The sequence below is a fragment of the Gordonia sp. p3-SID1431 genome, assembly GCF_025143765.1.
GTDB classification, from domain to species: domain Bacteria; phylum Actinomycetota; class Actinomycetes; order Mycobacteriales; family Mycobacteriaceae; genus Gordonia; species Gordonia hongkongensis.
The window spans coordinates 99,691-126,628 of the sequence record NZ_JAMBDT010000002.1; the positions used below are offsets into that span (position 1 = coordinate 99,691).

Here is a 26,938-nt window from a genome sequence, read left to right on the forward strand (position 1 = left end):
GGAGATAACTGATGACATTGGAGAATTCCGGTGCCCTGGTCACCGGAGCGGGGTCCGGTCTGGGACGCGCGATCGCACTTCGCCTCGCGAAAGACGGTGCGAACGTGGTGGTCTCGGACATCAGTGACGAAGGTGGTGCCACGACCGTGGACAGCATCCGCGCGGCCGGGGGGAAGGCGACGTTCATCCAGGCGGATGTCTCCGATGCCGACAGCGTCGAGGCGTTGATCTCGCGATCCGTCGAATACCTCGGGGGACTCGATCTCGCGGTGAACAATGCGGGGATAGCGCACACTCCCGGTGATCTGCACGAGTTGTCGATCGCCGAGTGGGATTCGGTGATGGGCGTCGACCTCCGAGGCACGTTCCTGTGCATGCGTGGCGAACTCGCTCACATGGTCGGCGCCGGGCACGGCAAGATCGTCAACATGGCATCGAACGCGGGCGCCAAGAATGCTCCTGGTATGGCTGCCTACACCGCCGCCAAGCACGGCGTCGTCGGACTCACCAAGAACGCCGCGCTGCAGTACGCGCGTCGGAACATCCAGGTGAACGCGGTCGGTCCCGGCACGATCCTGACCGAAGGGATCATCGCCTTCGGCGCCGACCAGCAGGAGAAGTGGGCCGATCTCATTCCGGTGGGTCGCATGGGCAAGCCCGAAGAGGTTGCGGCGGCGGTCGCCTATCTCTTGTCGGACGAGGCGGGGTTCGTCACCGGACACACCCTGCTGATCGACGGCGGACTGATGTGGGATTGACGTGCCCACGAGGAGGCCGCTCGGCGGGCGCGGGATCAGGCGCTCGTGAAGCCGTTGCGTACCAGAGCGAACGCCTCCGCCAGTAGTCGGTCCGGTCGGGCCTCATCAGATTCGGCCCACACGGTCAGCGGTCCAGCCGGCACCGAAGAGGCTCTGGGTCAACAGCTTGGGTGAACAGGTCGTCCTCACCGCGGTCTGAGAGAAACTCGACCGTCGAATCGTGCCCGTCAAGGCCGACGTGCGCAACCGCGCTCAACTGAAGTCGGCGCTCGACGAGGGACTGGCTTCGCTCGGCCATCTCGACATCGTGGTCGCCAACGCCGGAATACTGCCGATGGCCATGGGTGACCCGCACGCGTCAGATTTCGTCGATGCCGTCGACGTCGACCTCGTCGGTGTGATGAACACTGTCGCGGTGTCGATGCCGCACCTGGGCTCGTATGCATCGGTCGTGATCACCGGATCGACGGCGGCGATGTTGCCGAACACGACGGACAATCCGGCGATGGGGCCCGGCTCGGCCGGGTACGGGTGGTCCAAGAAGACCCTGGTCGGTTATTCCGAGCAGCTCGCACTGCACTTGGCCTCGGAGTTCATCCGCGTGAACGTCATCCATCCGACCAACGTCGACACTCATCTGTTGCACAACGATGGTCTGTATTCGGTGTTCCGCCCGGATCTGGAACATCCGACGCGCGAAGAGGTCGAGCCCGCCTTCGCGACGTTCCAGGCAATGCCCATCCCGTATGTGGACACCGTGGACATCTCCAATGCCGTGCTCTTCTTCGCGTCCGACGAATCCCGTTATGTCACAGGCCAGCAACTGCGTGGCGATGCCGGGTCGCTCCTGAAGTTCCCGGGGGCCCCACCAGCATGTAGTCCTTGTCGGGCAACGGGACAGAGAGTCCGACAACCAGGTCGTGTGACCGACGGTACTGCACGACAGCCCACGCGGGCGCTGACCCGAGAGTCGTCAGCGCCCGTCGTGTGCTGTCTGCGAACGGCCGTGCTCGAGGACTGATGCCGTCGACTGGGCGACGGCGGCCACCTCGGCGGTCCAGGCCCGGTTGGTCTCGGCCTCCCGGGTGAGGGCCTCGACGATCCCGTCGTCGGACAGCCCGTCGTAGAGCGACCAGATCTGTTGCAGTGTGGCCGAATCGGCTGCGGTGAAGGCTTCGGCGACGGCCAGTCCGCGGTCGTGCAATGCGGTCGGCTCGACCACCTGGTTCACCAGTCCCCAGGCCAGGGCGGTGGCGGAATCGAGATACTGCCCGGTGGCACTGAGGTGCCGGGCTCGCCGAACTCCGACGGCTTCGGCAAGACGGCCGGTCAACCCACCGCCGGGGACGATCCCGATGCGAGAGTGGGTGTCGGCGAACCGCGCGGTGGTCGACGCGATGAGAAAGTCGCATGCGAGCGCGAGTTCGAATCCACCCGTGACCGCCGGCCCGTCTACGAGGCCGATGACCGGCGTGGCGCACACGGCGACGCGGTCGATGCAGTTCTCGGTCTTCTCGCTCCCGGAGAAACCCCTGGCGGACAGCTCTTTGAGATCCATGCCGGCGCAGAACGAACCGCCCGCGCCGGTGAGCAGGATGACCGCCACGCCGGGGTCGTCGTCCGCGTCGGCAACAGCGGCCATGAGTTCCCGGTTGAGGTCCTGCGACAGGGCGTTACGTGCTTCGGGACGATTCAGTGTGACGGTGCACGTGGAACCGGAATGTTCGACGAGGACCAGGTCGAGGGCAGCCATGTTTCTCCTGACTCTAGGGCAGTAGGATCGTATCGTGTTCGTGTGCAACAAAATCCATGGTTGTGCGAATCTCGGCTGCGGCTGGCACGATGGTGCTTGATCGATGCGGGCGACGACGGATCGCACCAGATGAAGGGGGTGCCATGGCTACCGACAAGGTCTCGCACGACCGGGTGACACTTCCCGGCGGAGGACTCGAGTTGGCCGCCGACCGGTGGGCCGGTGGTGATTCCCGCGGCGTCGTCGTGCTGTTGCACGGCGGCGGGCAGACTCGGCATTCCTGGCGTACGGCCGGCGAACGACTTGCGATTCTGGGATGGACGACCTACGCCGTGGATCTCCGGGGTCACGGCGACAGCGATTGGGCGCCCGACGGCAATTATGGTCTGTCGGGGCACCTCGATGACCTGATGTCCCTGACATCCGAGATTCGTCGCCGCGAACCCGGACAACCGTTGTCGCTCGTGGGAGCGTCTCTGGGGGGCATTGTCTCGCTGATCGCAGCCGGTGAGAACAGGGGACTCGCGCAGGCGCTGGTCCTGGTCGACGTGGCCGCGAAGATCGAGGAGTCCGGTAGTGCGCGGGTCCGTGACTTCATGCGGAGTGCGCCCGACGGCTTCGACAGCCTGGAGCAGGCATCGGAGGCGATCGCCGCGTACAACCCGCGGCGCCGCCGGTCCGGCAGTCTCGAGGGCCTGAAGAAGAACCTGAGGCTACGAGGGGAGCGGTGGCATTGGCACTGGGACCCTCGCAGTCTCGATGTCGAAGACTCTGCCGACAGTCCCGAGCACCCGAACAGCCAAGTTGTCTATGAGCGTTCGCGAGCCGCCGCCCGAGACGTCACCTGCCCGTTCCTGCTCGTCCGGGGACGGATGTCGGACGTCGTCTCCGACGCGGGAGTCGCAGAGATGCGGGTTCTGATCCCGCATCTCGAGGTGGTCGACGTCCGCGAGGCGGGCCACATGGTCGCAGGAGACGACAATGACGTCTTCTCTGCCGGCCTGGCGGACTTCCTCGACCGTTCGGCTGTCGACGTACGCCCTTGATCCAGGCCGACGGCCTCTACGTTGCTCGCCGAGGGTCGCTTCAAACGACGGTGAGTCTCGATTCTGACATGCTGAATTCCTGATGCAAGCGTTTTGGCGCTCTATTACGGCTCATCAGTGCGGAATCGAGGCCACCGTCGATGACGGTCCGGTTCACACCAGATCATTTCTGACAGTGATATACATGATATGACCGTGATCACATGCAAGCGATGGAGAGAGAGGGACCACATGGGTTCGAAGCAAGAGGCGCCGGTTCGCGAGGTCCTGCGCATCCTCGACCTGGGCGACTTCCGGCCGAATCTGGAACGGGTGACCGCGTTGTTCCGCGAGGATGCCTGGTATCAGGTCGGCGTGCCTGCGCGGCAGGCGATCCAGGGGCGTGATGCCATCGCCGGGGAGCTCGCCCGTCAAGCCGACGACTACAAGGACTGCGTGTGCGAGGTCCTTACGGTCGTGTCGGACGACCGCTACGTCATCACCGAGCGGATCGACCATGTCACGATGCTGCACAACAACGTTCGCGTGCACAACCCGCTGTTGGCGATCTTCGAGATCGATGACGATGGACTCATCGTCAACTGGCGGGAGTATTGGGATGCCCTCTCCTTGTCGCACCGGATCGGCGTCGATCCCGAGCGGATGCAACAACTCATGGGGATCACAGACACGACCGTGGAGGCCGGGCGATGATCCTGACTTCTCTGGACATCGACGCCGACATGTTTCTGCAGGGCACCGGCTGGGCGCTCAAGCCCCAGGGCGCCTGCAAAGGTGAAGTGTGTGTGCCCCTGCTCAACTCGAGTGATGGCGACTCGGCCGATGTGGACATCGTTTCCATCGCCGAGCGGCTCGGGATGGGTCTGGTGAAGGACGAACGGGTTGATGTATGGGCACTGGGCCCGGAATCGACGATCACGGGCCGGTCGCTTACGACGGCGGTGGCTCCGGAATTGGAACTGCCGCAACTCAACGGGACCCTCTTTCGACTTGACTCCCTGCTGGGCCAGAAGACCGTCCTGGTGGCGTGGGCATCGTGGTGTGGGTGTCGGGAAGACCTGCGCCTGTGGCGGGAGCTCCGTGACGAACTGCATCCGTCCGGAGTCGAGGTGGTGACGGTTGCCCTCGACACCGGCGGCGCCGAGGCAGCGCGTCCGTGGATCGAGAAGGCCGCTCCGTCACACCCGGCACTGATCGACCGGACCCACATCCTGGGAGCTCGTTTCGGTGTCACCAACGTCCCCAACGCGATGTGGGTCGACGAGCAGGGGGTGATCGTCCGACCGGCTGAGCCGGCCTGGCTCGAGAATCCGCACGAGAGTTCCGAGGTCGCCGCACAATCGCTCGACGAGATGCCTGCGGACCACCGCGCGGTCAGGTCGGAGATCGCCAAGATGAGGATCGATTACGCGCTCTACCCGGCCATGGTCCGTGACTGGGCAGCACACGGTGCCACCAGTCGCTATGTCCTCGATCCCGATCAGGTCATCGAGCGATCACAGCCGCGGTCCGCGAACGAATCGCTGGCCGCTGCCCATTTCGAGCTCGGTGAGTACTTTCACCGGCAGGGCGACCACGGAGCGTCGATCGATCACTGGCGCGCGGCGCACCGTCTGCAACCAACGAACTGGACCTACAAACGACAGGCCTGGAATCTGGAGGAGCCGGATTCGGTGCGGACCGTCGAGGCCTACGGTTCGGGATGGCTCGACGACGTTCGCGCACTGGGTGCCGAGTCGTATTTCCCGCCCCTGCGTCCCTGATCTGGGCGATGACCGCAACCCGGATCTGGATCAGCCCCGAGCCGGAAGCGGTTGCTCCTCCGGCACATTCGACGATCCGCGACGCGAGGGGATGGTCAGTGTGATCGCCATGCCGACGAAGGCGGCGGCCGCGGCAACGAGGAAGCACCAGGTGAACGTCGACTGGTCGGGCACCTCGGTGCCGCCGAGCGAGATCGTGGCACTGGCCAGGATCAGTGCCATCACGGCGGAGGCGACGGTGGTGCCCAGCGAACGCATGAGTCCGTTGAGTCCCACGGCGGCACCGGCTTCGGTGGCCGGCACCGATCCCATGATCAGGGTCGGCATCGCCGCGTAGCCGACCCCCACACCGATGGCACACACGATCGAGGCCAGCATCAGCTTCCAGGCCGCGTCCATGAGGAAGAAGGCGAGCAGGTAGCCGCATCCCAGGATGGCGGCGCCGATCGCCAGGGTGATCTTGGCGCCGATCCGGTTGATGAGGATGCCCGAGATGGGCGCGAAGATCATCATCATCAGTCCGCCAGGCGCCATCCACAGGCCCGCGGCCAGAAGCGACTGTCCCAGACCATAACCGGTGGCCTCCGGGAGGCGCAGCAGCATCGGCAGCACGATGGACTGGGCCATCATGCCGAAGCCGATCGCCGCGGCGGCGATGTTGGTCAGCAGGACGGCGGGCCGTGCGGTGGTGCGCAGGTCGACGAGCGGCTCACGCTGGCGCAGTTCGAAGAATCCCCATCCGATCAACACCAGGATTCCGCCGATACCGAGTCCGAGTGTGGCGCCGGACGTCCAACCCCAGTCGTTCGCCTTCGAGACGGCGATGAGGAAGGCGGACAGTCCCACGGCCAACCCGATCGCTCCGGAGACGTCGATGCGTCCGCCCGCGGCGTCGTTCACGCGCGGGACCAGGACGAGGACCGCGACCGTGACGAGGACGCCGAGACCGGCTGCCACGTAGAACAGGGCGTGCCAATCCCAGGTCTGCACGATCCAGGCCGCCAGCGGTAGGCCGATCGCACCGCCGACGCCGAGCGTGGCACTCATCGCGGCGACGGCCATCGAGGTGATCCGGGGCGGGGTGATCTCGCGGATGAGGCTCATGCCGACGGGGATGAATCCCATGGCCAGACCCTGCACGCCGCGTCCGATGATCAGCGGGATGAGCGAGTCGCCCAGCGCGCAGATCAGCGAACCGAGGGTGAGCAGTACCGCACTCACCAGGAGGACCCGCTGCTTGCCGAACATGTCGCCGAGGCGTCCGGCGATCGGCATGGCCACGGCGGCGGCGAGCAGGGTCGCGGTGATGATCCACGATGCGTTGCCGATCGATGTCCCGAGCAGACGGGGCAGGTCGGGCTGGATCGGGATGATCAGCGTCTGCATCAGCGAGGCGACCAGGCCGCCGAAACACAACACCACGACGCTGCCGATCGCGCCGGCGGGTGCCTTCTCGACCGCGTCGGACGCGTCGTCGGTCAGCTCGGGCGCGGAACCTCGTACTTGGCTCATGGGGGAGACCTCCTTCGAGGTATGCAGCATACATATGTAATGTACACAAGCAAATCGGACAGTAGGTTGTCCATGTCGACAGATGGAGGAGAGATGTCGGAGGACCATGCGCCCTGGCAGTCGCCGGTGCATCGTGACCTGGCGCAGGAGTTGCTGCGGATGTCGCGACGTCGCAGCCTGGTGCATCCCGCCGTCGGCCTGGAACGCTCGGCCTTCGCGATCCTCTGGATTCTCTCCGACGGTCGGCCGCGGACGTTGCGGGAGCTGACCGCCGACCTCCAGCTCGAGCAGTCGACGGTCAACCGGCAGGTCAACGCAGCCATCAAACACGGCTACGTCGAGCGGTTCGAGGTCGAGGACTCGCTGTCGAAGATGATCCGCCCGACCGAGGCCGGGCGAGAGGCGTTCCGGCGCGACGGCCTGCTGCGTGCCGAACGGCTCGAGCAGGTCTTCGCCGATCTGGCCCCGGGCTCGCCGCAGGCCCTGCTCCACGAGCTGCGTGCCTTCAACGACGCCTACGAGCGGACCCAGCACCGGCACGGTGCGGCCGATGAATCCGACCGCGGGAAAAGGGGATTGGCGTGACCTCGGCCGGCACATACGTGGTGACGGGCTCGGCGTCGGGGATGGGTGCGTCGGTGGCCGCCGCCTTGCGCGCGGACGGTCACACCGTGATCGGGGTCGATCAGCGCGATGCCGACGTCGTCGCCGATCTGTCGACACCCGAGGGCCGACGCCGCGCGGCCGACGAGGTCCTCGCCCGATCCGGCGGGCAACTCGACGGGGCCGTGCTGGCCGCGGGCATGGGCCCCGCGGCCGGGACGGGAGCGGATGATCGTCGAGGTCAACGTGTTCGGGGTGACCGAACTGCTGACCGCCTGGCGTCCGGCGCTGGCCGCTGGGGCGAAGGCGAAAGTGGTTGTCTTCGGTTCGAATTCGACGACGGTCACGCCGCTGGTCCCCAAATCCGCCATCCGACGCCTGCTGGATGGCGACCCCGAGGGGGCCGTCCAGGTGATCCGACGCCGGCGCGGCGTCACGGGCCCGGTGGCGTACGCGTCGTCGAAGATCGCGGTCACGCAGTGGTGCCGCCTGCACGGGACGGCGACCGAATGGGCCGGTGAGGGCATCCGGGTCAACGTCCTCGCTCCCGGGCCGGTCATGACGCCGCTGTTGCAGTCGCAACTCGACGGTCCGCAGGCCGGGCACGTGAAGTCGTTTCCGGTTCCGGTGCGCGAGTACGGAACTCCTGACCAGCTCGCCGCCTGGGTCATGCTGATGCTGTCACCGGCGGCGGACTTCATGGCCGGCGCGGTCGTCACCGTCGACGGCGGCACCGAAGCCTTGATGCGCGCACGGGACTGGCCGTCGCCGCTGCCCCCGCGGGCGATACCCCGGTTCCTATGGACGATGTATCGTGCCCCCGACAAGGGCATGGTCGCCGAGTACTAGAGGCCGGCCCGCTCGAGCGCCTCGTCGAACTCTTCCGACGCCTGCTTCTCGCTCTTGCCGTCGTCGAGCGCCTGGCGATAGACGGCGAACAGTTCCGCGCCCCGCTCCACATAGGCCTGCGTCCATCGCTCGGCGTCGACACGCCAGTAGCCGATGACGTCGTACGACCGGCGGTCCCAGCGAAGATTGCCGCGCAGGTGCTTGCGGATCGCACGCGACTCCGCCGCCTCGCCGGCGAACCAACAGTATGCGCCCGAGGTCGGCAGGGTGAGTCCGCAGACCGTGTCCGCGAGACGGCTCGGCGTGCGGGAGTTGCCGCCGACCAGCGTGATCAGCTCGACGTCGCGCTCGGGCAGATAGGCCAGTTCGGTCGGGGCGGGCACCTCGACCACGGCGGTGACACCGTCGGTCGACGGCAGTTCGTCGAGGATTCGGGCCAGGGCGGGGAGTCCGGCCAGATCGGCGGCGAGGATCAGGCGTTCGACGCCGGCGGGTGGTGCGTACCAGCACCGCGCGTGCGTCATCACCACGTCGTGCCCCGCTTCGGCGCGCTGGGCCCACAGCGTTGCAGGGCCGGCGGCATGGATGACGAAGTCGACGACCATGGTGCCGGCGGAGTGGTCGACCGAGCGGATCGAGTAGTTGCGGCCGTCGGGCGCCGGGTCGGTGTCGTAATAGGCCCACGTGCCGTCGCGACATTCCATATCCGGTGTGACACGCTCGGGGTCGTGTGGGAAGTAGATGCCCACGGCTTCGTCGGCGCCGCCGGGCAAGCCGAGTCCTGGCAGATCGTTCACGTCGAAGACGATGCGACGCAGATTGGGCGTCAGGTCGGCGACGTCGGCAACGCGTGCTCTGGAATAGCCCATGAGGTAACCCTAACCTGAGTCGGGCTGGACCTCAGTTACTAGGATATGCAACCATCGGAGAACTGTCGGTGTGGAGAGGAGTTCGCCCGTGTCGGAACCATCGGTCTTGACGGAGGAGAACGGGTCGGCGCGGTCGCTGATCCTGAACCGTCCGAAGTCCATCAACGCGATCGATCACGAGATGGTCGGCTCAATGGCCGAGCACCTCGCGGCCTGGGCCGCCGATGACGCGGTCGAGGCCGTCGTTCTCTCCGGCGCCGGTGAGCGGGGCCTCTGCGCCGGTGGCGACATCGTCGCCATCCATCGCGACGCGTCCGCGTTGAGCGGTAATCCCGAGTCGACCGATCGTGACGCCGAGCAGTCGCCGTCGGCGAGGTTCTGGTTCGACGAATACCGTCTGAACGCGCTGATCTCGGGCTATCCCAAGCCGTATGTCGCGATCATGGACGGCATCGTGATGGGCGGCGGTGTCGGGGTCTCCGCGCACGGCGACATCCGCATCGTCACCGACCGTACGAAACTCGCGATGCCCGAGGTGGGTATCGGCTTCGTGCCCGATGTCGGTGGTACGCATCTGCTTTCGCGCGTTCCGGATGGGCTCGGAACCTACGCCGGCCTCACCGCCGGTCACCTGCGCGGCGCCGACGCCATCGCGATGGGCCTGGCCGATCACTTCGTCCCGTCGGAGTCGCTGCCGGCGTTCCTCGCCGTGATCGGCGAGTCGGGAATCGAGGCGGCACTGTCCGCGCACGCCGTCGACGCGCCGGCTTCCGAACTCGCCGAACATCGCGGATGGATCGCGGAAGCGTTTGCGGCCGATTCGGTCTCGGAGATCGTCGAACGATGCCGCGCGGTGGGCTCGCCCTTCGCGGACAAGACCGCCGACGCGATCGAGGCGAAGAGCCCGACTGCACTGGTCGTCACCCTGCGTTCGCTGCGCGAGGCAGCCGGCGACGCGACCCTGGAGGACACCCTGGTGCGCGAGTATCGCGTGTCGGTGCGTTGCCTGCTGCATCCCGACATGGCCGAGGGCATCCGCGCCCAGGTCATCGACAAGGACCGCGATCCGAAGTGGGCCACGTTCTCCGGGGACGCCGTCGACGCCTTCTTCGCGCCACTGCCCGACGACCTCACGTTCCCGACCGTCTGACCGAGACCTTCCCCGGGTGGGAGTCAGCCCGTAACATCCCGCCCGTCACCGAACCGAAAGAGGACTGACCGTGACCGAACACCAGACCATCATCGTCGAGACCAGCGGCCGGGTGGGCATCATCACCCTCAACCGCCCCAAGGCACTGAACGCCCTCAACACCGAGCTGATGAACGAAGTGGTCGGTGCCGTCCGGGAGTTCGACGTCGACCAGGGGATCGGCGCCATCGTGATCACCGGCTCGGAAAAGGCGTTCGCCGCGGGTGCCGACATCAAGGAGATGTCGTCGAAGTCCTACGCGGACGTGGTCAACGAGCAGTTCTTCGGTGCCTGGGATGAGCTGTCGCGGGCTCGCACGCCGATCATCGCCGCCGTCACCGGCTACGCCCTCGGCGGCGGCTGCGAGCTCGCGATGCTGTGCGACACCATCATCGCCGGCGACAACGCCGTCTTCGGTCAGCCCGAGATCAACCTCGGCGTCATCCCCGGGATCGGCGGCTCGCAGCGTCTCACCCGCGCCGTGGGCAAGGCCAAGGCGATGGACATGGTGCTGACCGGCCGCCAGATGAAGGTCGACGAGGCCGAACGCCTCGGCCTCGTCTCGCGCGTCGTTCCCAAGGAGGACTGCCGCGCCGCCGCCATCGAGGTCGCCGAGGTCATCGCCTCGAAGTCGCTGATCGCGTCCGCCGCCGCCAAGGACGCGGTCAATCGCGCGTTCGAGTCGAGCCTCGTCGAGGGTGTCCGCGCCGAGCGCGCGCTGTTCTACTCCACGTTCGCGACCGACGACCAGACCGAGGGCATGGCCGCCTTCGTCGAGAAGCGGGACCCGAACTTCACCCACCGCTGATCCGAGACATTCGCAAACCCACCTCTTTTCGGTGTTTCCACCCCCTGTGTGGTGGGTGGATATACCGAAAAGGGGTGGGTTTGCGGCGTTCAGGAGAGTGTGCGCAACACCGCCAGGACCCGGTCGACGAGCGGGGACTGGGGCCCGTCGGGGAACGCGACGGCCAGTTCGACCTCGTCGTCGGTGTCGAGCGGGCGGTAGACGACGCCGGGTATACCGAGCGCTGAGGTGGGTTCAGGGACCAGGGCGACCCCCACCCCCGCGGCGACGAGTGTCACCAGCGTCGACGTCTCCTCGACCTCGTGCCGGATGCGCGGGACGAATCCCGCGCGTCCGGCGGCCGCCGACAGGACCCCGTGCATGACCGACTTCCCGCTGCCCGCGTGCACGATGAAGTCGTCGCCGCCCAACAGCGCGAGGTCGACGGGCGTATCCGATGCGCCGTGGGCGAGCGGATGATCGTGGGGCAGTGCCACGATGAGGCGGTCGCTGCGGATCGACTCGACCCGCAGTCCGGTGGTGTTGATGGGCATGCGCAGTAAGGCAAGGTCGATGTCCCCGGACTCGAGCGCGGCGATCTGGGCCGGTGCCAGCATCTCGCCGCGAACGTGGACGTCCACATCGGGCAGTTCGTCGCTCAGTGCGCGCACGAGCGCGGGCAACAGCGAGTAGGTGGCCGAACCCACGCACCCGATCGCGAGGTTGCCCTGCCGCCCGTCGGCGATCCGTTGCGCCTGTCGTGCAGCGGCGTCGACCGAGTCCAGGATCGCGACGGCTCGCTGCAGGTAATCCGCACCTGCCGGGGTCAGCTCGACACGACGCGTCGACCGGGCCAGCAGTGCGACACCGAGCTCGTCCTCCAGCTGGCGGATCTGCTGAGACAGCGGTGGCTGGGCCATGTGGAGCCGCTCGGCGGCCCGGCCGAAGTGCAGCTCCTCGGCGACGGCGCGGAAGTAGCGCAGGTGTCGCAGTTCCATGGAGTCAGTCTAGAGCGTTGATATCTGCTCCATATCAAATGCCGGGATATGGATACTTCTGCATATCGCTGTTGCTTCCTAGGGTGGACTCATGGCATCTCTCACCACGGACGCGGGTACCGACATCGTTGTCTGTTCGCCACTGCGTACCCCGGTCGGGCGCATGGGTGGGGCGCTGTCGACCGTGCCCGTCACCCGACTGGCCACCGACCTCCTTCGCGAACTCGTCCGGCGCACCGGACTCGAGGAGGGTGATGTCGACGACGTGATCCTCGGGCAGGGCTATGCCAACGGTGAGTCGCCGGCGCTCGGTCGCATCGCGGCTCTGGACGCCGGTCTCGGAGTCGGCGTACCCGGAATGCAGATCGACCGTCGCTGCGGTTCCGGGTTACAGGCGATCCTGACCGGGGCGTCGATGGTCGCGACCGGCGGTGCGCGCCTCGTCGTCGCCGGTGGCGCCGAGTCGATGTCGACCGTCGAGCACTACGCGCTGGGTCTTCGGTCGGGGATCAAGCAGGGTGGCGTGGAACTCCGCGATCGCCTCGACCGCGGGCGTCTGACCGCGGGCGGCGAGTCACACCCGGTACCGGGCGGGATGATCGAGACCGCCGAGAATCTCCGTGCGCGGTACGGCATCTCGCGGACCGAGCAGGACGAGTTCGCGGCCCGATCCCACGAACGGGCGATCGCGGCGCACGACAGCGGCCGCTTCACCGACGAGTTGGTGCCCGTCACCATCCCGGGCCGACGTGGCCGTCCCGACACCGTCGTCGACCGCGATGAGCACCCGCGAGCGGACGCTACTGCGGAATCGCTTGCAGCGCTGCGTCCCATCAGGCTCAAGATCGACGGCGAGTCGACGGTCACGGCCGGAAACGCCTCGGGCCAGAACGACGGTGCGGCCATGGCTGTGGTCACCACACGCGCCGAGGCGGAGCGCCGCGGACTGGAACCCCTTCTCGCCCTGCGTTCGTGGGCCGTCACCGGTTGCGAGCCCGAGGTCATGGGCATCGGCCCGGTCGGGGCCACCGCCGCCGCCCTCGACCGCGCCGACCTCACGCTCGACGAGATCGACCTCATCGAACTCAACGAAGCCTTCGCTGCCCAGGTGCTCGCCTGCCTGGCGGAGTGGAAGGTCGACCCGACCGATGAACGACTGAACCCCAACGGGTCCGGGATCTCGCTGGGTCATCCCATCGGAGCCACCGGCGCCCGCATCCTCGCCACCGCGGCCTACGAAGCGCGCCGGCGTGACGCCCGATTCGTCCTGGAGACGATGTGCATCGGCGGCGGACAGGGACTCGCCGCTATCTTCGAGGCGACCCGATGAGCGCGCAGGTGCACGCCGTCGTCACCGGACGTCCCGACGGACCGGCGGTCGTACTGTCCAACTCGCTGGGTTCGACGCATCGGATGTGGGATTCGCAGGTCGCCGCGCTCGAAGAGCGATTCCGCGTGGTGCGCTATGACACCCGGGGGCACGGCGATTCGCCGGTGCCACCGGGGCCGTACTCGATCGATGAGTTGGCCGATGACGTCATCGCGCTGCTGGACCGCTTCGACATCGAACGAGCACACCTCGTCGGGCTGTCGCTCGGCGGGATGACCATGATGCGCGTCGCCGCACGCAATCCCGAACGAGTGGATCGGCTGGCCCTGCTGTGCACGGCGGCGTATCTGCCACCGGCGCAGGGCTGGACGGACCGTGCCGCACTCGTGCGCGCCGACGGCACCTCGGCGGTCGCCGCGGCCGTGGTCCAGCGGTGGTTCACTCCTGGCTACCTCGCCGCGAACACCGAAGCCCGACAGCAGTTCGAGGCCATGGTCGCCGCCACTCCTGCCGAGGGATACGCGGCCTGCTGCGAGGCGATCTCCGCCATGGATCAGCGATCCGACCTGTCGTCGATCATCGCGCCCACACTGGCGATCGCCGGTGCCGATGACCCGGCGACACCGCCGGATCTGTTGCGCGTCATCGTCGATGCCGTGCCGAACGGCCGCCTGCTGGTGGTCCCGGACTCGGCCCACCTGGCCAACGCGGAACAAGTCGACACCATCACTCCCGCACTCATCGAACACCTGGAGCAGCAATGAGCACTCGCGACAGTGCGGCCACGACGACGGTCGTCGACCGTCCCGGCGGCCCGACCAAACTCGCGGCGTCGGCCGCCGAGGCGGTCGCCGACATCCCCGACGGTGCGAGCATCGCGGTCGGCGGCTTCGGGCTGGCCGGCATCCCCGGCTTCCTGATCGACGCGCTCCTCGAGCAGGGGGCGGCGAACCTGACCATCGTCTCCAACAACTGCGGAGCCGACGGTGCGGGTCTGGGTCTGCTGCTGGAGGCCCGGCGCATCGATCGGGTCGTCGCGTCCTACATCGGTGAGAACAAGGAGTTCGGCCGCCAGTTCCTGTCCGGCGAGGTCACCGTCGAACTCACCCCTCAGGGCACCCTCGCCGAACGCATGCGCGCCGGCGGAAGCGGGATCGGGGCGTTCTTCACCCCCACCGGTGTCGGCACGCTTGTCGCCGAAGGCGGACTGCCCTGGCGCTACCACTCCGACGGCACCATCGCGGAGGCGTCCCCGCCCAAGGAGGTTCGGACCTTTCACGGTCGGGAGATGGTCCTCGAGGAGTCGATCGTCACCGACTACGCACTCATCCGGGCCGCCGTCGTCGACACGGATGGCAACTGCCGATTTCATGCTGCCGCACGCAATTTCAATCCGCCGGCGGCGATGGCCGGGCGCATCACCATCGTCGAGGCGGAGAAGGTGGTCGAGGTCGGCGAGCTCGGACCCGACGAGATCCATCTGCCCGGCATCTTCGTGCAGCGGATCGTCGAACTCGCGCCGGAACAGGTCGCGCGCAAGGGGATCGAGAAGCGCACCGTCCGTGAACGTCCCACCGCATCGCCGTCAGCCTAGGAGTGCCGACATGACCTGGACCCGTACCGAGATGGCCGCCCGGGCCGCCCGCGAACTCACCCCCGGTGACTACGTCAACCTGGGAATCGGTCTGCCCACCATGATTCCGGACCTCATGCCCGACAACTCCGGCGTCCACCTGCACGCCGAGAACGGCATCCTCGGGGTCGGACCGTTTCCCTACGACGACGAGGTCGACCCCGACCTCATCAACGCCGGCAAGCAGACCGTGTCGGTCCTGCCCGGGGCGTCGTACTTCGATTCGGCCACGAGCTTCGCGATGATCCGCGGCGGCCACGTCGACGTCGCGGTCCTCGGCGGCATGCAAGTCGCGATGAACGGCGACCTGGCCAACTGGATGGTGCCGGGTGCCCTCGTCAAGGGCATCGGTGGCGCCATGGACCTCGTCAACGGCGCCGGCCGGGTCATCGTGCTCATGGATCACGTCACCAAGAAGGGTGAGCCCAAGCTGCTCGAGGGCTGCGCGCTCCCGCTGACCGGCCGCGGCGTGGTGAGTCGCGTGATCACCGACCTCGGTGTGTTCGACATCGCCGGAACGGGATTCGACGTCGTCGAGTTCGCCCCGGGCGTGGACCTGGGGATGATCGAGGACCGGACCGGTGCGCCGGTCACCGACCGCACCGCCGCCTACGCGACGGCCGGAGCATAGATCGCCTGCAGGTACACACGCACGGTCGACGGAGTCTGACGCACGGTCGACGTCACCGGCGGGTGGCTGCGAGTTCGGCGCGGGACCGCACACCGAGCTTCGCGTAGATCCGGGTCAGGTGGTACTGCACCGTCTTCGGTGAGATGTAGAGCTCGGCCGCCACCTCCCGGTTCGACAGGCCGCGCGCGACAAGGGCGGTCACTGCCTCCTCCTGCGACGTGAGTTCGGCGGCACCCTTTGTGGCGGTGTGGTTCTCACCACGCGACGTCGCGAGACCGCCGGCCTTCAGTTCGCGTTCACAGCGTTCGACGTAGGTGGTCGCGCCGAGCGACAGATACAGGTCGCGGGCGGTCCCGATGACGGCGTCGGCGGCCCGGCGCTTGCCCGCACGTCGCAACGTCTGGCCGTAGGCGAAGTTCACCCGCGCCTGGTCGTAGCGCAGGCCGAGACCGTCGAGGAGTTCGATGCCCTCCTCGAAGGTGCGCCGTGCTCCGTGGATGTCACCGGTTGCGCCGAGGTGGCGGCCGCGTGCGTACTTCATCCGGGCTGCCGACGACCGGTGGCCCCGCTCGGCGGACCGGATCTCGTAGCGTCGCAGCAGATCGTCGGCGGCCTCGTGCCGTCCCTCGAGGACCAGTGCGTTGGCGAGGACGTCGACCCACGGCCACAGGCCCGGCTCGGACAGGGCCGGGACGGACTCGGCTATCGCGACGAGCGGCGTCAGTATCCGCCGGACCTTGCCGTAGTCGGCTGCGGCCTCCGCCAGTTGGGCCCGGGCCAGCAGGTCCGGTATCCGCATGATCTCGTAGTCGCCGATGGAGGTGCTGCTCTGTGCGATACTTCCATGCGCGTCCTCCCAGTTCCCGCGCAGCGAATCAATCTGGCTCGCAGTCCAGTTGAGCAGGGGCGTGGTGAGCGCGATGCCGCTGTTGCGGGCGAGCGCGCGGCCGGCCTCGACGCCGCGCAGCGCATCGTCCCAGTCGCCGGTGAGGAACTGGACCCGGGCGAGCCAGGCCAGCGCCCACAACGTGATCCGGGTGGAGCCACCGAGCTGCGCCATCGACACGGCGGTTTCGAGATCGGTACGCGCAGCGTCGATCTCGTCGAGGCCGAGTTCGAGCCAACCGCGACCCATGATCGCACGCTGCGCCTGCGCGCCGTATCGAACCCGTTCCGACACCGTCTGGTACTCGGCGCGTGCGGCATCCGGGTGTCCCGACCAGGCCAGTCCGAGTCCACGGATGACGGCGGCCTCCACTCGGGCGGCCGATCCGGCGTCGGCCATCGCGTCCGCGCGATCGGCCCAGTCCACCAACTCGGTGCCCTGGCATCGGACCAGGTTGTGCAGGACGAAACGTTGCGCGATCAGGGCGGCGACATCGGGTTCCCGCTCGACGTTGACGATCGCCCACGCCCGGTCGAGACGCAGCTGTGCCTCCGCCGACCGGCCCCGCAGGATGGCGAGGTACGCCAGGGTCGCATTGCGCAGCGGTGTCTCGCGCAGGCTTTCCACGGTCGGTACGAGGGCGCCGGCACCGGTGCAGTCGCCCGCGGCGAGAAGTGAATCGACCGCGAGCGTCACCCGTGTGTCGCGCTGCAACGGGTCGGGGGTGAGCCGGCCCGCCTGCCCGTACAGCCCGGCGGCCTCGGCCCACGCACCGTCGGCGCCGCGGGCGCGTGCCAGGTCGGTGAGGGCGTCGGCGAGGGCGGCGTCGACCGTCGAGGTGGCAGCGACGCGGTGATGGAGCTGTCGGGCAGGGTCGTCGACGAGGTCCGCGGCCCGACGGTGGGCGTCGCCCACGGTCTTCATGCCGAGGACCTCGAGGACGGCGGCCCGCACCAGGGGCCCGGCGAGACGCGGTTGCGCCTCCGCGGGTGTCAATGCCCTGTCGTCCGTCACCAGACCGGTTGCGCGCGCGTCGTCGATGGCGCCGAGGGGGTCGGTGATCCCGGCGAGTGCGACTGCAGTGGCGAGAGGCTCGGCGGGGTCGAGGATCGCGAGCGCTTCGATGAGCGCGCGAGCCGAGGTGTCGTTGTCCGGCAATCGTTTCCGCACCATCGCGACGACGTGGGCCGGCGCGGGCAGTCCCATGCCGGTGCGGGACCAGGTGCCTGGCGGGACCTCGTCGAGCAGGGCCACGATGTCGCGGGGATTCCCGCCGGTGTGCCGGGCCAGTTCCTCCCGCATCGCCGGGTGCAGCACGATGCCGCGCTGCGCGGCGAGGTCGGCAGTACCCGTTGGGTCCAGGCCGTCGAGTCGTAGCTCGTCGAGTGCGTTGCCGACGAGCCGGGTACCCGGCCGAGACATGGTGAGGACGACCAGGATTCGGCGATCCCGGTGTTCTCGGGTGAGTGAGACCAACGCCTGCAGTGACTCCTCGTCGGCGAGGTCGGCGTCGTCGACGGCGATGAGTCCGGCGGTGTCGCCGGGCACCTCGGTCGATGACTCCGCAGGAGTGGTGACCGCTGCGAGTAGTGCGTCGAGCAGGTCGTCCGGGGTCGGGTCGGCAGCTGTCGCGGGTGTGGCGTCGGGCCGGTCCTGTACCAGCTGCCGGATGAGTGCGCCGGGCGTGTGCGCTCGCCACGGTGAGACCGCGGCCCACAACGTGGAACCGGTTGTCGGAGCAGACAGTCGCCGCCGGACCAGGTGCCTCAGCAGCGTCGACTTGCCGATTCCGGGACTTCCCGTGACGGCCAGAAAGCCCGACTCCGACACGGCGTCGAGCCGCGAGAAGAGCAATTCGATCTCGCGGTCGCGGCCGACGCACCCGCCGGTGACCATCATCGGTCCATACTAGTCAGCAGCTCAACCCTGATCGCCGCCGGCGACGGGCAGCACGGTCCCGGTGATGTACGACGCCTCGTCGGAAGCGAGAAAGCAGATGGCGGCCGCCTGCTCGTCGAGGGTGCCGTACCGGTGCATCGACGACGACGCGATCGTCTGGTCGATGTGGGCCTGATACCACTGTGACTCGATCTCGTTGCGCGGCTCCGGTGTACCGCGTGAGATCCGACGCGGCGGTGCCTCGGTGCCTCCCGGCGCCGTGGCGACCACTCGGATGCCGTCGTCGGCGTACTCCATCGCCAGTGACGCGGTCAACGCGTTCACCGCCCCCTTCGCCGCCGAGTACGGGATCCGGTGAATGCCTCGCGTCGCCGCCGAGGAGACGTTGACGATCACCCCGCCCCCGGCGCGTGTCATCGACGGCAGGACCGCCCGGCACGCGTACAGCGTCGTCATCAGCGACCGGTCGATCTCGGCCCGAATCTGCTCCTCGGTGAACTCGACAAACGGTTTGAAGTTGATGGCGCCGCCCACGTTGTTGATCAGCACATCCACCCGACCGTACGTGGACAACGCCTGCCGGATCACCGACTCGGCGCCGCCGAAACCCTCCAGGTCGGCGATGGCGGCTGCCGCGCCGGGACCGTTCGCGTCGAGATCGCGGGACACCTCGGCGACCAGTTTCGACCGGTCGGCGAGGACGACCCTGCCGCCCTCGGCGCTGATTCGCCGGGCGGTCTGCTCGCCGATCCCCTGTGCGGCACCGGTGATGACGACGACCTTGCCGGCGAACCGGCCCGGGGTGACGAAACGCGATCGACGCGAAACCGATTCGTCGGCCATCGCTCGGCGCATGGTCTGCTTCGACCGGTCGGCATGCGCGGTGATCAGTGCTCGTGCCGCGTCGTGGTCCCCGGCCTCGAACGCCGAGACGATGTCGATGTGGTCCTGCGCGCACAACGGGTGACACCAGGTCGCGTTCCGTAGCACTTCACTCATGCGGCCCTTGACGCCGAGCGCCTTGTAGGCCTCGAGCAGGTGATCGTTACCGGTCTGCGCGAAGAGGTAGTCGTGGAACGCGGCGTTGGTCTCGGTGTACTCCGCGGCATCGACGAAGCGATCACCGTCCACGTACGGCACCGTGGCGTCGGCGAGCAGACGGTAACCGGCCAGCTGTTGCGTGGACAAGCGCCCGAACGTCAGCTCGAGGGCGCCCAGTTCCAGGGCGGCCCGGGCCTCGAACAGGGCGTCCGACTCGTGGATCGCCGGATGCTCCTCGCCGATCTGGTAGCCCTGCGAACCGACGACTGCCGGTCCCGCGACGGTGTCCCCGACGGTGGGCGTTTCGGTTGCCACCGCGGGAACCGCTTCGTGTAGCGGTTCCAGGCTCGACGGCGCGAACACCTCCTGCCCGGCGATCGACCGTGCCGGACCCGCCGGATGCGACGCCGTCGGTCGCAGCAACCCCGCATCGGAGTCCAGTCCGCGGTCATCGGATTCGCTGTGCCACAACGGCTGTCCTGCGATGCGGGTCAGCGAGTCGTCGGCGGCAACGACCGGCCGGGTGCCCGACCACGATGCGAGATCGGCGGCCGGGAGGGTCTGCTGACCGGCGATCGACCGGGCGTCGGACGCCACGATGATCGGGTCGTCGGCGTCCGGCGCGGGCGCCGGTCTCGCCTCCGGCGTCGCCACCGGGGCGGCTTCGTCGCTGAGCGCCTCGGTCTTCTGGACCGTGCCGGTCTCGGCACCGGCCTCCGGACGCGCCGCGAGCGCGAACTTCTCGTAGTAGAAGCCCGTCGGCGCGATGCCGGCCTGGGCGACGTGCTTGCGGACCGACTCCACCATCGGCGGCGGACCGCACAGGTAGATCGCGACATCCCCGTCGTAGAGATGGGCCGGCTCGATCAGGCTCATCACGTAGCCCTTGTTGACCGCGGAACTCGCCGGGTCCGAGACACAGTGGTCCCACGTCAGACCGGGCAGCTGCTCGGCGAAGAACTCGATCTCGTCGAGGGCGACCAGATCGGTGTCGGTGGACACCCCGTAGATGAGGTGGACCTTGCGACGGCTGTTGTCGGCGTGCAGCTTCCGCAACATCGACAAGATCGGCGCGAGGCCGGTGCCGCCGGCGAGCAGCAGCACGGGGCGGGTGGCCTCGCGCAGGAAGAACGATCCGTGCGGACCGGTGAACGCGATCTCCTCGCCGCGCGCGGCGCGGTCGGTCAGGTAGGTCGACATCGCGCCGCCGGGACTCAGCTTGATGAGGAAGACGAGACGGTCCTCGTGCGAGCCGTTGGCAAACGAGTACGACCGGGACACCGGGGTGCCCTCGCCGTCGTCGCTGCCGGGGATCTCGATGTTGACGTACTGTCCGGGCAGGAACGCCAGCTCCCCGCGGTTCTCGATCCGGATCTCGAGACGCATGGTCGAGTCCGAGAGTCGATCGAGTTCGACGATTGTGCCGGTGAATCGGGACGCCTGGGTCTTGGCGACATCGGAGGTCGCCGGGATCTGCAGCACGAGATCGGACTTGGGTTTCATGCAACAGGGGAGCGCATAGCCCGCGGCGGACTCGTCATCGGAGAGCGCGTCCTCGATGTACACCCCGCCGTCGAAATCGCCGGACTCGCAGAACGACTTACACGTTCCACAGGCCCCGTCGCGGCAGTCCAGCGGGATGTTGATCCGCTGACGGTAGGAGGCGTCGGCGACGGTCTGGTCCTCGCGGCACGAGATGAACCGCGTGACACCGTCTTCGAAGGACAGCGCCACCTGATGGATGGTGGCCTCGCCGTCGGGGGTTCGCAGGTCGGCGCCGACGCCGTTGTCGGTGGTGACAGTCATGGACGGGTCCTAGAAGTGGTAGATGTCCACCACGTGGTGGATGTAGTCGTTCTTCAGCACTATCGTCTTGCGCCGGATCAACGGCTGCTCGCCGGAGAAGTCGATCGTGTAGAAGGAGGTCCCGTAGTACGGGTCGACCGTGTTGTACCGGAAATACATGGTGTGCCAGTTGAACCGGACGTCGACGAGATCACCGCGCCGTTCGATGACCTCGACGTTGCCGATGTTGTGGCTCGTCCGGGGTTCGGGCAGTGAGGTCGCCGACGACCGCTCGGTGCGGATGCGGAAGACCCGGTCCTCGAGGCCGCCCTTGTTGCCGTAGTAGATCAGCGAGATCTCGCGGTGCGGGTTCTCGGTGAGACGATCACGGTCGTCCCAGGCCGGCATCCAGTACACGACGTCGTCGGCGTAGCAGTCGAGCCACTTCTCGAATTCGCGGTCGTCGAGGTAGCGGGCCTCGCGGTACAGGAACTGCTCGATCATGTTCTGGGTGATGAGCTTTCCGCCGGTGGATATGCCCGACCCGGCGGGATCGACAGCGGCGGAATTGGTCTCAGCGATGGTCATGGTGCTCTCCTTCAGGGCGGTGGGCTGGGCGGCGGTCTACTGGGCTGGGGCCGCTGCTTGTTCGGCCGCCGCCTCTTCCTTCGCGGCAGCTGCGCGCATCCGCTCGAGCCAGTAACCGTGCTGGACCGGGTAGAGCCCCTCGTCCTCGTTCTTGACGCCGGCCGAGATGACCCCGGTCATGCCCAGCGATTCGGCGACGGGATCGGGACCGGTGAGCCAGTGCTCGGCACCGCGGCTCATGTCGTTCCACGGCGCGGCCTGCGCCCGGAACGTGAGCTGGCACGACCGGAACTCCTCGAGGTCGTCGGGAGTCGCCATCCCGGACGCGTTGAAGAAGTCCTCGTACTGGCGGATACGGTGAGCCCGCGCGGAGTCGCTTTCACCCTTGGGTGCGATGCAGTAGATGGTGACCTCGGTCTTGTCCGGCGCGATCGGACGGAAGTGGCGGATCTGCGTCGAGAACTGGTCCATCAGATAGACATTCGGGTACAGGCATAGATTGCGCGAACCCTTCACCATGAACTCGCCCTTGGCGTCGCCGTGGATCTCCTTGAGCTGCTCCATCGAATCCCACAGCGGACGGTCCTGTGGATTGGCCGCCCAGGTCCACAGGCACAGATGACCGTTGGGGTAGGACCAATAGCCGCCGCCGGACTTTCCCCACCCGCCGGCGTCGAGTGCCTTGGTGTCGTTCGTCGACTCCCCGGTACTGCGACGAGACGTGGTGGCCGCGTAGTTCCAGTGGGTTGCGGTCACGTGGTAGCCGTCGGCGCCGTTCTCCGCCTGCACCTTCCAGTTGCCGTCGTAGGTGTAGGTCGACGCGCCGCGGAGCACCTCGAGGCCGTCCGGCGACTGGTCGACCAGCATGTCGATGATCAGTCGGGTGTCGCCGAGATGCTCCCCTAGCGAGGCGACGTCCTCGTTGAGGCTGCCGAACAGGAAGCCGCGGTAACTGTCGAAGCGGGCGACCTTGGTCAGGTTGTGCGAGCCGTCGACGTCGAAGGTGTCGGGGTAACCGGCCCCATCGGGATCCTTGACCTTCAGAAGGGTCCCGTCGTTGCGGAACGTCCAACCGTGGAACGGGCAGGTCAGGGTCATCCGGTTGTCGGTCTTGCGCCGGCAGATCATCGCGCCGCGGTGCGCGCAGGCGTTGATCAGGCAGTGCAACTCGCCGTTCTTGTCGCGGGTGATGACGACGGGCTGCCGGCCGATGTAGGTGGTGAAGTAGTCGCCAGGTTCGGGAACCTGGCTCTCGTGTGCGAGATAGATCCAGTTGCCCTCGAAGATGTGCTTCATCTCCAACTCGAAGATGTCCTCATCGGTGAAGATCCGCCGGTTGGCGCGGTAGACACCGGCGTCTCGGTCGTCGACGACCGCGTCGTCGAGGACCGAGTTCACATGATTCAAGTGTTCCGATACGGACGCGGTCATGGTCGTAAACCTCCAGGAAGTGGGCTGCTCTCTGCACTGTGGCAGCACGTGGTGGCGATCACACCCGGGTAATTGCCAGTCCTGGCCAAGCAGCCTATTGATCAATGGTGTCAATCAATTGCCGCAATTTGTGTCTTTGTCATGTATGGATCGACGCTCTACCGTGAGACGTGTCCGCGGTCACAACCGCGGTGTCGATCAGTACGAGACGAGGCGGGTCATGGAGCTACGGCACTTGCGGTACTTCGCCGCCGTGGCCGACACCTGTCATTTCGGGCAGGCAGCGGAGTCGTTGCACGTGGCACAGCCCGCGCTGTCGTACGCAATCCGCCAGCTCGAGGCCGAGCTCGACGTCACCCTGTTCACGCGGACCACCCGTCAGGTGTCGCTCACCCCGGCCGGGCAGTACCTCAGGGCCCAGGCGGAGCGAATTCTCGCCGGCGTGGACGAAGCCGTGGACGGCGTGCGTCGGATCGCCGCCGGCCGCAGCGGCCTCGTCCGGGTCGGTATCACCGGTATCGCCGCGTTCTCCCATCTGCCGCGCATCGCGCGGGTCGTCAAGCGGGAGTTGCCCGATGTGGATCTTCGTATCCAGTCCGACATGCTCACGCCGGGCCAGTGCGACGCCCTGCGCGCCGGCACCCTCGACCTCGGGATCCTGCGCCCGCCGGCGATCGGGGAGCACATCGACACGACGGTCATCGATGTCGAGCCGATGGTTCTCGCGGTGTCGGTCGATCACCGACTGGCCGCCGAGCCCGTGGTCTCCGTCGCCGACCTCCGCCACGAGCCGTTCGTGCTGTACGACAGCCGGGACTCGGCCGTCAACGACGCCGCGATACGGACATGTCGCGCAGCGGGTTTCGTTCCCCACCGGGCGCACCAGGCGCCGGGTACCGCGGTGCTGCTGGCCCTGGTCGCCGCCGGGCTGGGGGTCGCCCTGCTCCCGGCCTCGGTGCGGTCACTTCCGCTCGACGGTTTGGTGGTGCGCGACCTCGTCGATGCCGACACCGTCGAGGTGGCACTCGCCTGGCGATCGGGTTCCGACGACCCGGTCGTCACCGCGGTCGCCGACGTCATCGCCGCTGCCTTCGCCGATTCCGCCTTCGCCGATTCCGCCGCAGAGTCGCGCGACACCCAGCTTGCCGACCACCGTTCCGTGAGGACCCGACTGGGTGCTCGATCTGGAGAGAAACCGTGAAAATCACCGCTGTGGAGGCGATTCCGTTCGCCATCCCGTACTTGAAGCCGCTGAGGTTCGCCTCCGGCGAGGTGCACGCCGCGACCCACGTGCTGGTCCGGGTGCACACCGACGCCGGCGTGGTCGGCGTCGCCGAGGCGCCGCCCCGCCCGTTCACCTACGGCGAGACCCAGGACGGCATCATCGCCGTGATCAAGGGCATCTTCGCGCCCGCGGTCGTCGGCCTCACCTTGCTCGAGCGTGAGGTGGTCGCCGCCCGGGTGGCTCGCACGGTCGGCAACCCGGCCGCGAAATCCGCTGTGGACATGGCGATCTGGGATGCGCTGGGCAAGGTCCTGGGGTTGCCCGTGGGGGACATGCTCGGCGGTTACACCGACCGGATGCGCGTCAGTCACATGCTCGGTTTCGCAGAGCCGGCCGCGATGGTCGCCGAAGCCGAGAAGATGGTCGACATCTACGGGATCCGCACCTTCAAGGTGAAGGTCGGACGTCACCCGGCATCCCTCGACACCGCGGTCGTCCGCGCGCTCCGCGAGCGGTTCGGCAGCGACGTCGAACTCTACGTCGACGGCAATCGGGGCTGGACCGCAGCCGAGTCGGCGCGAGCCATGCGGGAGATGGCCGACCTCGATCTGCTGTTCGCCGAAGAGCTCTGCGACGCAGCCGATGTGCTCGGTCGCCGGTGGCTGGTCGAACAGCTGCCGGTGCCGTTCATCGCCGACGAATCGGTGCCCACGCCGGCCGACGTCACCCGCGAGATCCTCGGCCGGTCGGCGACCGCCGTCAGCATCAAGACCGCGCGGTCGGGTTTCACCACCTCACGCCGCACGCATCACCTCGCCGAGGGGTTGGGCGTCCCGGTCGTCATGGGCAACCAGATCGACGGACAGATCGGGACGGCGTGCACGCTCGCCTTCGGCAGCGCCTTCGAGCTGACCTCGCGCTACGCGGGTGAGCTGTCGAACTTCCTGGACATGAGCGACGACCTGCTGACCGAGCCGTTGCAGATCCGCGATGGCCACCTGCACCGTTCGACCGCGCCGGGCATCGGTTTCGAGATCGATCCGGACAAGCTCGACCGCTATCGCACCGACAACTAGACCCGCACGCCCACAACACGTCTCGTGGCAGCCCCGCGAACCCAGTAGCAAGGAGAAGAACATGACCACCACCGAGCATCCCCAGGAAGTCGCCACCGCCGCGGCGTCCGGCGCCTCCGCCACCGAGCGGTTCCACGCGGACAAGTCTCCGTTGGAGGCAGTGAAGGACACTGCGCCGGAACGTGTCTCGGCCCTCATCAACGAGGTCCTCGCGGGCGTGCACGAGGTGATCCGGAAGCACAAGGTGACCTACGACGAGTACAACGCGCTCAAGGCGTGGCTCATCAACGTCGGTGAGGACGGCGAGTGGCCGCTGTTCCTCGACGTCTGGGTGGAGCACGTCGTCGAGGACGTCGCGACCTCGCATCGTCAGGGCAACAAGGGCAGCATCGAAGGCCCGTACTACGTCCCGGACGCTCCGGAACTCGGCGCCAAGGGCACTCTGCCCATGCGGGACAACGAGCCCGGCGATCCGTTGGTGTGGACCGGCCAGGTCCGGTCGTGCGACGGCACCCCCCTCGCCGGCGCCACTGTCGAACTCTGGCACGCCGACGACGACGGCTTCTACTCGCAGTTCGCGCCGGGAATTCCGGAGTGGAATCTGCGCGGCACCTTCACCGCCGATGACGAGGGCCGCTTCGAGATCACCACCATCCGGCCCGCGCCGTACATGATCCCGACCGATGGCTCGTGCGGGAAGATGATCTCCGCGGCCGGTTGGCATCCGTGGCGTCCCGCGCACCTGCACCTCAAGGTCTCGGCACCGGGCCACGAGCAGCTGACCGCACAGCTGTACTTCCCGGGCGACCCGCACAACGATGACGACGTCGCCAGCGCCGTCAAGCCCGAACTGGTGCTGGACCCGAAGGACGACGGCAAGGGCGGCTTCACCATCTCCTACGACTTCGTGCTGGATCCGGCGAAGTAGTGCTGTTCCACGTGCGGATGGACGTGTCCATCCCCGACGACCTCGACCCCGACGTCCGGGCCGACACGGTCGCCCGGGAGAAGGCGTACTCGCAGGATCTACAACGCGCCGGCAAGTGGCCGCACATCTGGCGGATCGTCGGGGAGTACTCCAACTACTCGATCTTCGACGTCGAGTCGAACGACGAACTGCACACCCTGCTGTCAGGTCTGCCGCTGTTCCAGTACATGCGGATCAAGGTCACCCCACTGGCGACCCATCCTTCCGATATCAACGGCTGAGCCGCTGCTCCTCGAGAGCGAGCCCCATCCTGCTCCTTGAGGTGCGAGCGAGCCCACCCATCTGCTCCCTGAGGTGC

General features: G+C 67.5%; 23 protein-coding genes and 2 pseudogenes. 17 read left to right on the forward strand and 8 right to left on the reverse strand.

Features of this window, described 5'->3' with window-relative positions; genetic code table 11:
* Positions 1 to 11 precede the first annotated feature (11 nt).
* Entirely contained in the window at positions 12 to 758 is a 747-nt protein-coding gene (locus M4D77_RS01430) for an SDR family NAD(P)-dependent oxidoreductase (RefSeq protein WP_065632559.1), read from the forward strand.
* Positions 759 to 957: 199 nt separating this feature from the next.
* A pseudogene (locus M4D77_RS01435) lies at positions 958 to 1,626 on the forward strand (SDR family oxidoreductase); the annotation flags it as partial.
* Positions 1,627 to 1,731: 105 nt separating this feature from the next.
* On the opposite strand, the gene M4D77_RS01440 reads toward M4D77_RS01435, so the two are convergent.
* Positions 1,732 to 2,511, reverse strand: coding sequence for an enoyl-CoA hydratase (locus M4D77_RS01440; protein WP_065632560.1), 780 nt, complete (start codon positions 2,509 to 2,511; stop codon positions 1,732 to 1,734).
* Between the two features lie 143 nt (positions 2,512 to 2,654).
* Between M4D77_RS01440 and M4D77_RS01445 the strand changes: the two genes are divergently transcribed.
* From M4D77_RS01445 to M4D77_RS01455, 3 genes are all read left to right on the forward strand, one after another.
* Positions 2,655 to 3,557, forward strand: a complete 903-nt coding sequence (locus M4D77_RS01445; protein WP_065632561.1) for an alpha/beta fold hydrolase — start codon at positions 2,655 to 2,657, stop codon at positions 3,555 to 3,557.
* A 231-nt stretch (positions 3,558 to 3,788) separates the two neighbouring features.
* On the forward strand, positions 3,789 to 4,250 hold the full coding sequence (locus M4D77_RS01450; protein ID WP_065632562.1) for a nuclear transport factor 2 family protein: 462 nt from the start codon (positions 3,789 to 3,791) through the stop codon (positions 4,248 to 4,250).
* A complete protein-coding gene (locus M4D77_RS01455) occupies positions 4,247 to 5,320 on the forward strand; it encodes a ResA-like WAxxUGC motif-containing protein (protein ID WP_247450254.1) in 1,074 nt (357 codons plus the stop codon). The genes M4D77_RS01450 and M4D77_RS01455 overlap by 4 nt, the downstream gene beginning before the upstream one ends.
* Positions 5,321 to 5,350: 30 nt before the next feature.
* On the opposite strand, the gene M4D77_RS01460 is transcribed toward M4D77_RS01455, so the two are convergent.
* Complete coding sequence (locus M4D77_RS01460) at positions 5,351 to 6,832, reverse strand: MFS transporter (RefSeq protein WP_078112740.1); 1,482 nt, start codon at positions 6,830 to 6,832, stop codon at positions 5,351 to 5,353.
* Between the two features lie 93 nt (positions 6,833 to 6,925).
* Between M4D77_RS01460 and M4D77_RS01465 the strand changes: the two genes are divergently transcribed.
* Positions 6,926 to 7,417: a MarR family winged helix-turn-helix transcriptional regulator gene (locus tag M4D77_RS01465; RefSeq protein WP_065632565.1), complete on the forward strand. Its 492-nt coding sequence runs from the start codon at positions 6,926 to 6,928 to the stop codon at positions 7,415 to 7,417.
* Between the two features lie 41 nt (positions 7,418 to 7,458).
* Positions 7,459 to 8,284: pseudogene (locus M4D77_RS01470) on the forward strand (SDR family oxidoreductase).
* Here the strand turns inward: M4D77_RS01470 and M4D77_RS01475 are convergent.
* On the reverse strand, positions 8,281 to 9,153 hold the full coding sequence (locus M4D77_RS01475; RefSeq protein WP_058249747.1) for a siderophore-interacting protein: 873 nt from the start codon (positions 9,151 to 9,153) through the stop codon (positions 8,281 to 8,283). The pseudogene M4D77_RS01470 and the gene M4D77_RS01475 sit on opposite strands and share 4 nt — an antisense overlap.
* A gap of 88 nt (positions 9,154 to 9,241) precedes the next feature.
* Here M4D77_RS01475 and M4D77_RS01480 point away from each other — a divergent pair, with 88 nt between their 5' ends.
* Together M4D77_RS01480 and M4D77_RS01485 are read left to right on the forward strand one after the other, a co-directional pair.
* Positions 9,242 to 10,303: an enoyl-CoA hydratase/isomerase family protein gene (locus M4D77_RS01480; RefSeq protein WP_065632566.1), complete on the forward strand. Its 1,062-nt coding sequence runs from the start codon at positions 9,242 to 9,244 to the stop codon at positions 10,301 to 10,303.
* Positions 10,304 to 10,373: 70 nt separating this feature from the next.
* Positions 10,374 to 11,150, forward strand: a complete 777-nt coding sequence (locus M4D77_RS01485) for an enoyl-CoA hydratase (RefSeq protein WP_058249749.1) — start codon at positions 10,374 to 10,376, stop codon at positions 11,148 to 11,150.
* 89 nt (positions 11,151 to 11,239) lie between these two features.
* On the opposite strand, the gene M4D77_RS01490 is transcribed toward M4D77_RS01485, so the two are convergent.
* On the reverse strand, positions 11,240 to 12,127 hold the full coding sequence (locus M4D77_RS01490; protein WP_065632567.1) for a LysR substrate-binding domain-containing protein: 888 nt from the start codon (positions 12,125 to 12,127) through the stop codon (positions 11,240 to 11,242).
* Positions 12,128 to 12,218: 91 nt separating this feature from the next.
* Between M4D77_RS01490 and M4D77_RS01495 the strand changes: the two genes are divergently transcribed.
* The 4 genes from M4D77_RS01495 to M4D77_RS01510 are packed head-to-tail and all read left to right on the forward strand — an operon-like array spanning position 12,219 to position 15,721.
* Positions 12,219 to 13,457, forward strand: coding sequence for an acetyl-CoA C-acetyltransferase (locus tag M4D77_RS01495; RefSeq protein WP_065632568.1), 1,239 nt, complete (start codon positions 12,219 to 12,221; stop codon positions 13,455 to 13,457).
* A complete protein-coding gene (pcaD, locus tag M4D77_RS01500) occupies positions 13,454 to 14,221 on the forward strand; it encodes a 3-oxoadipate enol-lactonase (RefSeq protein ID WP_137809449.1) in 768 nt (255 codons plus the stop codon). Before M4D77_RS01495 ends, pcaD begins: the two co-directional genes overlap by 4 nt.
* Positions 14,218 to 15,051, forward strand: a complete 834-nt coding sequence (locus tag M4D77_RS01505; protein ID WP_065632570.1) for a CoA transferase subunit A — start codon at positions 14,218 to 14,220, stop codon at positions 15,049 to 15,051. Before pcaD ends, M4D77_RS01505 begins: the two co-directional genes overlap by 4 nt.
* Before the next feature lie 10 nt (positions 15,052 to 15,061).
* Positions 15,062 to 15,721: a 3-oxoacid CoA-transferase subunit B gene (locus tag M4D77_RS01510; RefSeq protein WP_137809448.1), complete on the forward strand. Its 660-nt coding sequence runs from the start codon at positions 15,062 to 15,064 to the stop codon at positions 15,719 to 15,721.
* A 52-nt stretch (positions 15,722 to 15,773) separates the two neighbouring features.
* On the opposite strand, the gene M4D77_RS01515 is transcribed toward M4D77_RS01510, so the two are convergent.
* The 4 genes from M4D77_RS01515 to benA are packed head-to-tail and all read right to left on the reverse strand — an operon-like array spanning position 15,774 to position 23,351.
* Positions 15,774 to 18,506 carry a LuxR family transcriptional regulator gene (locus M4D77_RS01515; RefSeq protein WP_165629561.1) on the reverse strand — a complete coding sequence of 911 codons (2,733 nt, stop codon included), beginning with the start codon at positions 18,504 to 18,506 and terminating at the stop codon, positions 15,774 to 15,776.
* A 21-nt stretch (positions 18,507 to 18,527) separates the two neighbouring features.
* Positions 18,528 to 21,353 carry a benzoate 1,2-dioxygenase electron transfer component BenC gene (gene benC, locus M4D77_RS01520; RefSeq protein ID WP_247450252.1) on the reverse strand — a complete coding sequence of 942 codons (2,826 nt, stop codon included), beginning with the start codon at positions 21,351 to 21,353 and terminating at the stop codon, positions 18,528 to 18,530.
* A 9-nt stretch (positions 21,354 to 21,362) separates the two neighbouring features.
* Positions 21,363 to 21,920 carry a benzoate 1,2-dioxygenase small subunit gene (gene benB, locus M4D77_RS01525; RefSeq protein WP_272498599.1) on the reverse strand — a complete coding sequence of 186 codons (558 nt, stop codon included), beginning with the start codon at positions 21,918 to 21,920 and terminating at the stop codon, positions 21,363 to 21,365.
* 36 nt (positions 21,921 to 21,956) lie between these two features.
* Positions 21,957 to 23,351 (reverse strand): benzoate 1,2-dioxygenase large subunit, encoded by a 1,395-nt coding sequence (benA, locus tag M4D77_RS01530; protein ID WP_259935356.1) that lies wholly within the window; start codon positions 23,349 to 23,351, stop codon positions 21,957 to 21,959.
* 220 nt (positions 23,352 to 23,571) lie between these two features.
* Here benA and M4D77_RS01535 point away from each other — a divergent pair, with 220 nt between their 5' ends.
* The 4 genes from M4D77_RS01535 to catC all read left to right on the forward strand — a co-directional run bounded on the left by M4D77_RS01535 (position 23,572) and on the right by catC (position 26,861).
* Positions 23,572 to 24,552 (forward strand): LysR family transcriptional regulator, encoded by a 981-nt coding sequence (locus tag M4D77_RS01535; protein ID WP_078112762.1) that lies wholly within the window; start codon positions 23,572 to 23,574, stop codon positions 24,550 to 24,552.
* Positions 24,549 to 25,652 (forward strand): mandelate racemase/muconate lactonizing enzyme family protein, encoded by a 1,104-nt coding sequence (locus M4D77_RS01540; RefSeq protein WP_078112731.1) that lies wholly within the window; start codon positions 24,549 to 24,551, stop codon positions 25,650 to 25,652. Before M4D77_RS01535 ends, M4D77_RS01540 begins: the two co-directional genes overlap by 4 nt.
* 61 nt (positions 25,653 to 25,713) lie before the next feature.
* Positions 25,714 to 26,580, forward strand: coding sequence for a catechol 1,2-dioxygenase (gene catA / locus M4D77_RS01545; RefSeq protein WP_259935357.1), 867 nt, complete (start codon positions 25,714 to 25,716; stop codon positions 26,578 to 26,580).
* Positions 26,580 to 26,861, forward strand: a complete 282-nt coding sequence (gene catC / locus M4D77_RS01550; RefSeq protein WP_068972006.1) for a muconolactone Delta-isomerase — start codon at positions 26,580 to 26,582, stop codon at positions 26,859 to 26,861. Before catA ends, catC begins: the two co-directional genes overlap by 1 nt.
* Positions 26,862 to 26,938: the final 77 nt, after the last annotated feature.

What these genes read in the sequence shown, in the direction of transcription:
- M4D77_RS01430 (WP_065632559.1), top strand. Translation starts at nt 12, where the DNA reads ATGACATTGGAGAATTCCGGTGCCCTGGTCACCGGAGCGGGGTCCGGT.
- M4D77_RS01440 (WP_065632560.1), bottom strand. Translation starts at nt 2,511, where the DNA reads ATGGCTGCCCTCGACCTGGTCCTCGTCGAACATTCCGGTTCCACGTGC.
- M4D77_RS01445 (WP_065632561.1), top strand. Translation starts at nt 2,655, where the DNA reads ATGGCTACCGACAAGGTCTCGCACGACCGGGTGACACTTCCCGGCGGA.
- M4D77_RS01450 (WP_065632562.1), top strand. Translation starts at nt 3,789, where the DNA reads ATGGGTTCGAAGCAAGAGGCGCCGGTTCGCGAGGTCCTGCGCATCCTC.
- M4D77_RS01455 (WP_247450254.1), top strand. Translation starts at nt 4,247, where the DNA reads ATGATCCTGACTTCTCTGGACATCGACGCCGACATGTTTCTGCAGGGC.
- M4D77_RS01460 (WP_078112740.1), bottom strand. Translation starts at nt 6,832, where the DNA reads ATGAGCCAAGTACGAGGTTCCGCGCCCGAGCTGACCGACGACGCGTCC.
- M4D77_RS01465 (WP_065632565.1), top strand. Translation starts at nt 6,926, where the DNA reads ATGTCGGAGGACCATGCGCCCTGGCAGTCGCCGGTGCATCGTGACCTG.
- M4D77_RS01475 (WP_058249747.1), bottom strand. Translation starts at nt 9,153, where the DNA reads ATGGGCTATTCCAGAGCACGCGTTGCCGACGTCGCCGACCTGACGCCC.
- M4D77_RS01490 (WP_065632567.1), bottom strand. Translation starts at nt 12,127, where the DNA reads ATGGAACTGCGACACCTGCGCTACTTCCGCGCCGTCGCCGAGGAGCTG.
- M4D77_RS01495 (WP_065632568.1), top strand. Translation starts at nt 12,219, where the DNA reads ATGGCATCTCTCACCACGGACGCGGGTACCGACATCGTTGTCTGTTCG.
- pcaD (WP_137809449.1), top strand. Translation starts at nt 13,454, where the DNA reads ATGAGCGCGCAGGTGCACGCCGTCGTCACCGGACGTCCCGACGGACCG.
- M4D77_RS01505 (WP_065632570.1), top strand. Translation starts at nt 14,218, where the DNA reads ATGAGCACTCGCGACAGTGCGGCCACGACGACGGTCGTCGACCGTCCC.
- M4D77_RS01510 (WP_137809448.1), top strand. Translation starts at nt 15,062, where the DNA reads ATGACCTGGACCCGTACCGAGATGGCCGCCCGGGCCGCCCGCGAACTC.
- M4D77_RS01515 (WP_165629561.1), bottom strand. Translation starts at nt 18,506, where the DNA reads ATGATGGTCACCGGCGGGTGCGTCGGCCGCGACCGCGAGATCGAATTG.
- benC (WP_247450252.1), bottom strand. Translation starts at nt 21,353, where the DNA reads ATGACTGTCACCACCGACAACGGCGTCGGCGCCGACCTGCGAACCCCC.
- benB (WP_272498599.1), bottom strand. Translation starts at nt 21,920, where the DNA reads ATGACCATCGCTGAGACCAATTCCGCCGCTGTCGATCCCGCCGGGTCG.
- benA (WP_259935356.1), bottom strand. Translation starts at nt 23,351, where the DNA reads ATGACCGCGTCCGTATCGGAACACTTGAATCATGTGAACTCGGTCCTC.
- M4D77_RS01535 (WP_078112762.1), top strand. Translation starts at nt 23,572, where the DNA reads ATGGAGCTACGGCACTTGCGGTACTTCGCCGCCGTGGCCGACACCTGT.
- catA (WP_259935357.1), top strand. Translation starts at nt 25,714, where the DNA reads ATGACCACCACCGAGCATCCCCAGGAAGTCGCCACCGCCGCGGCGTCC.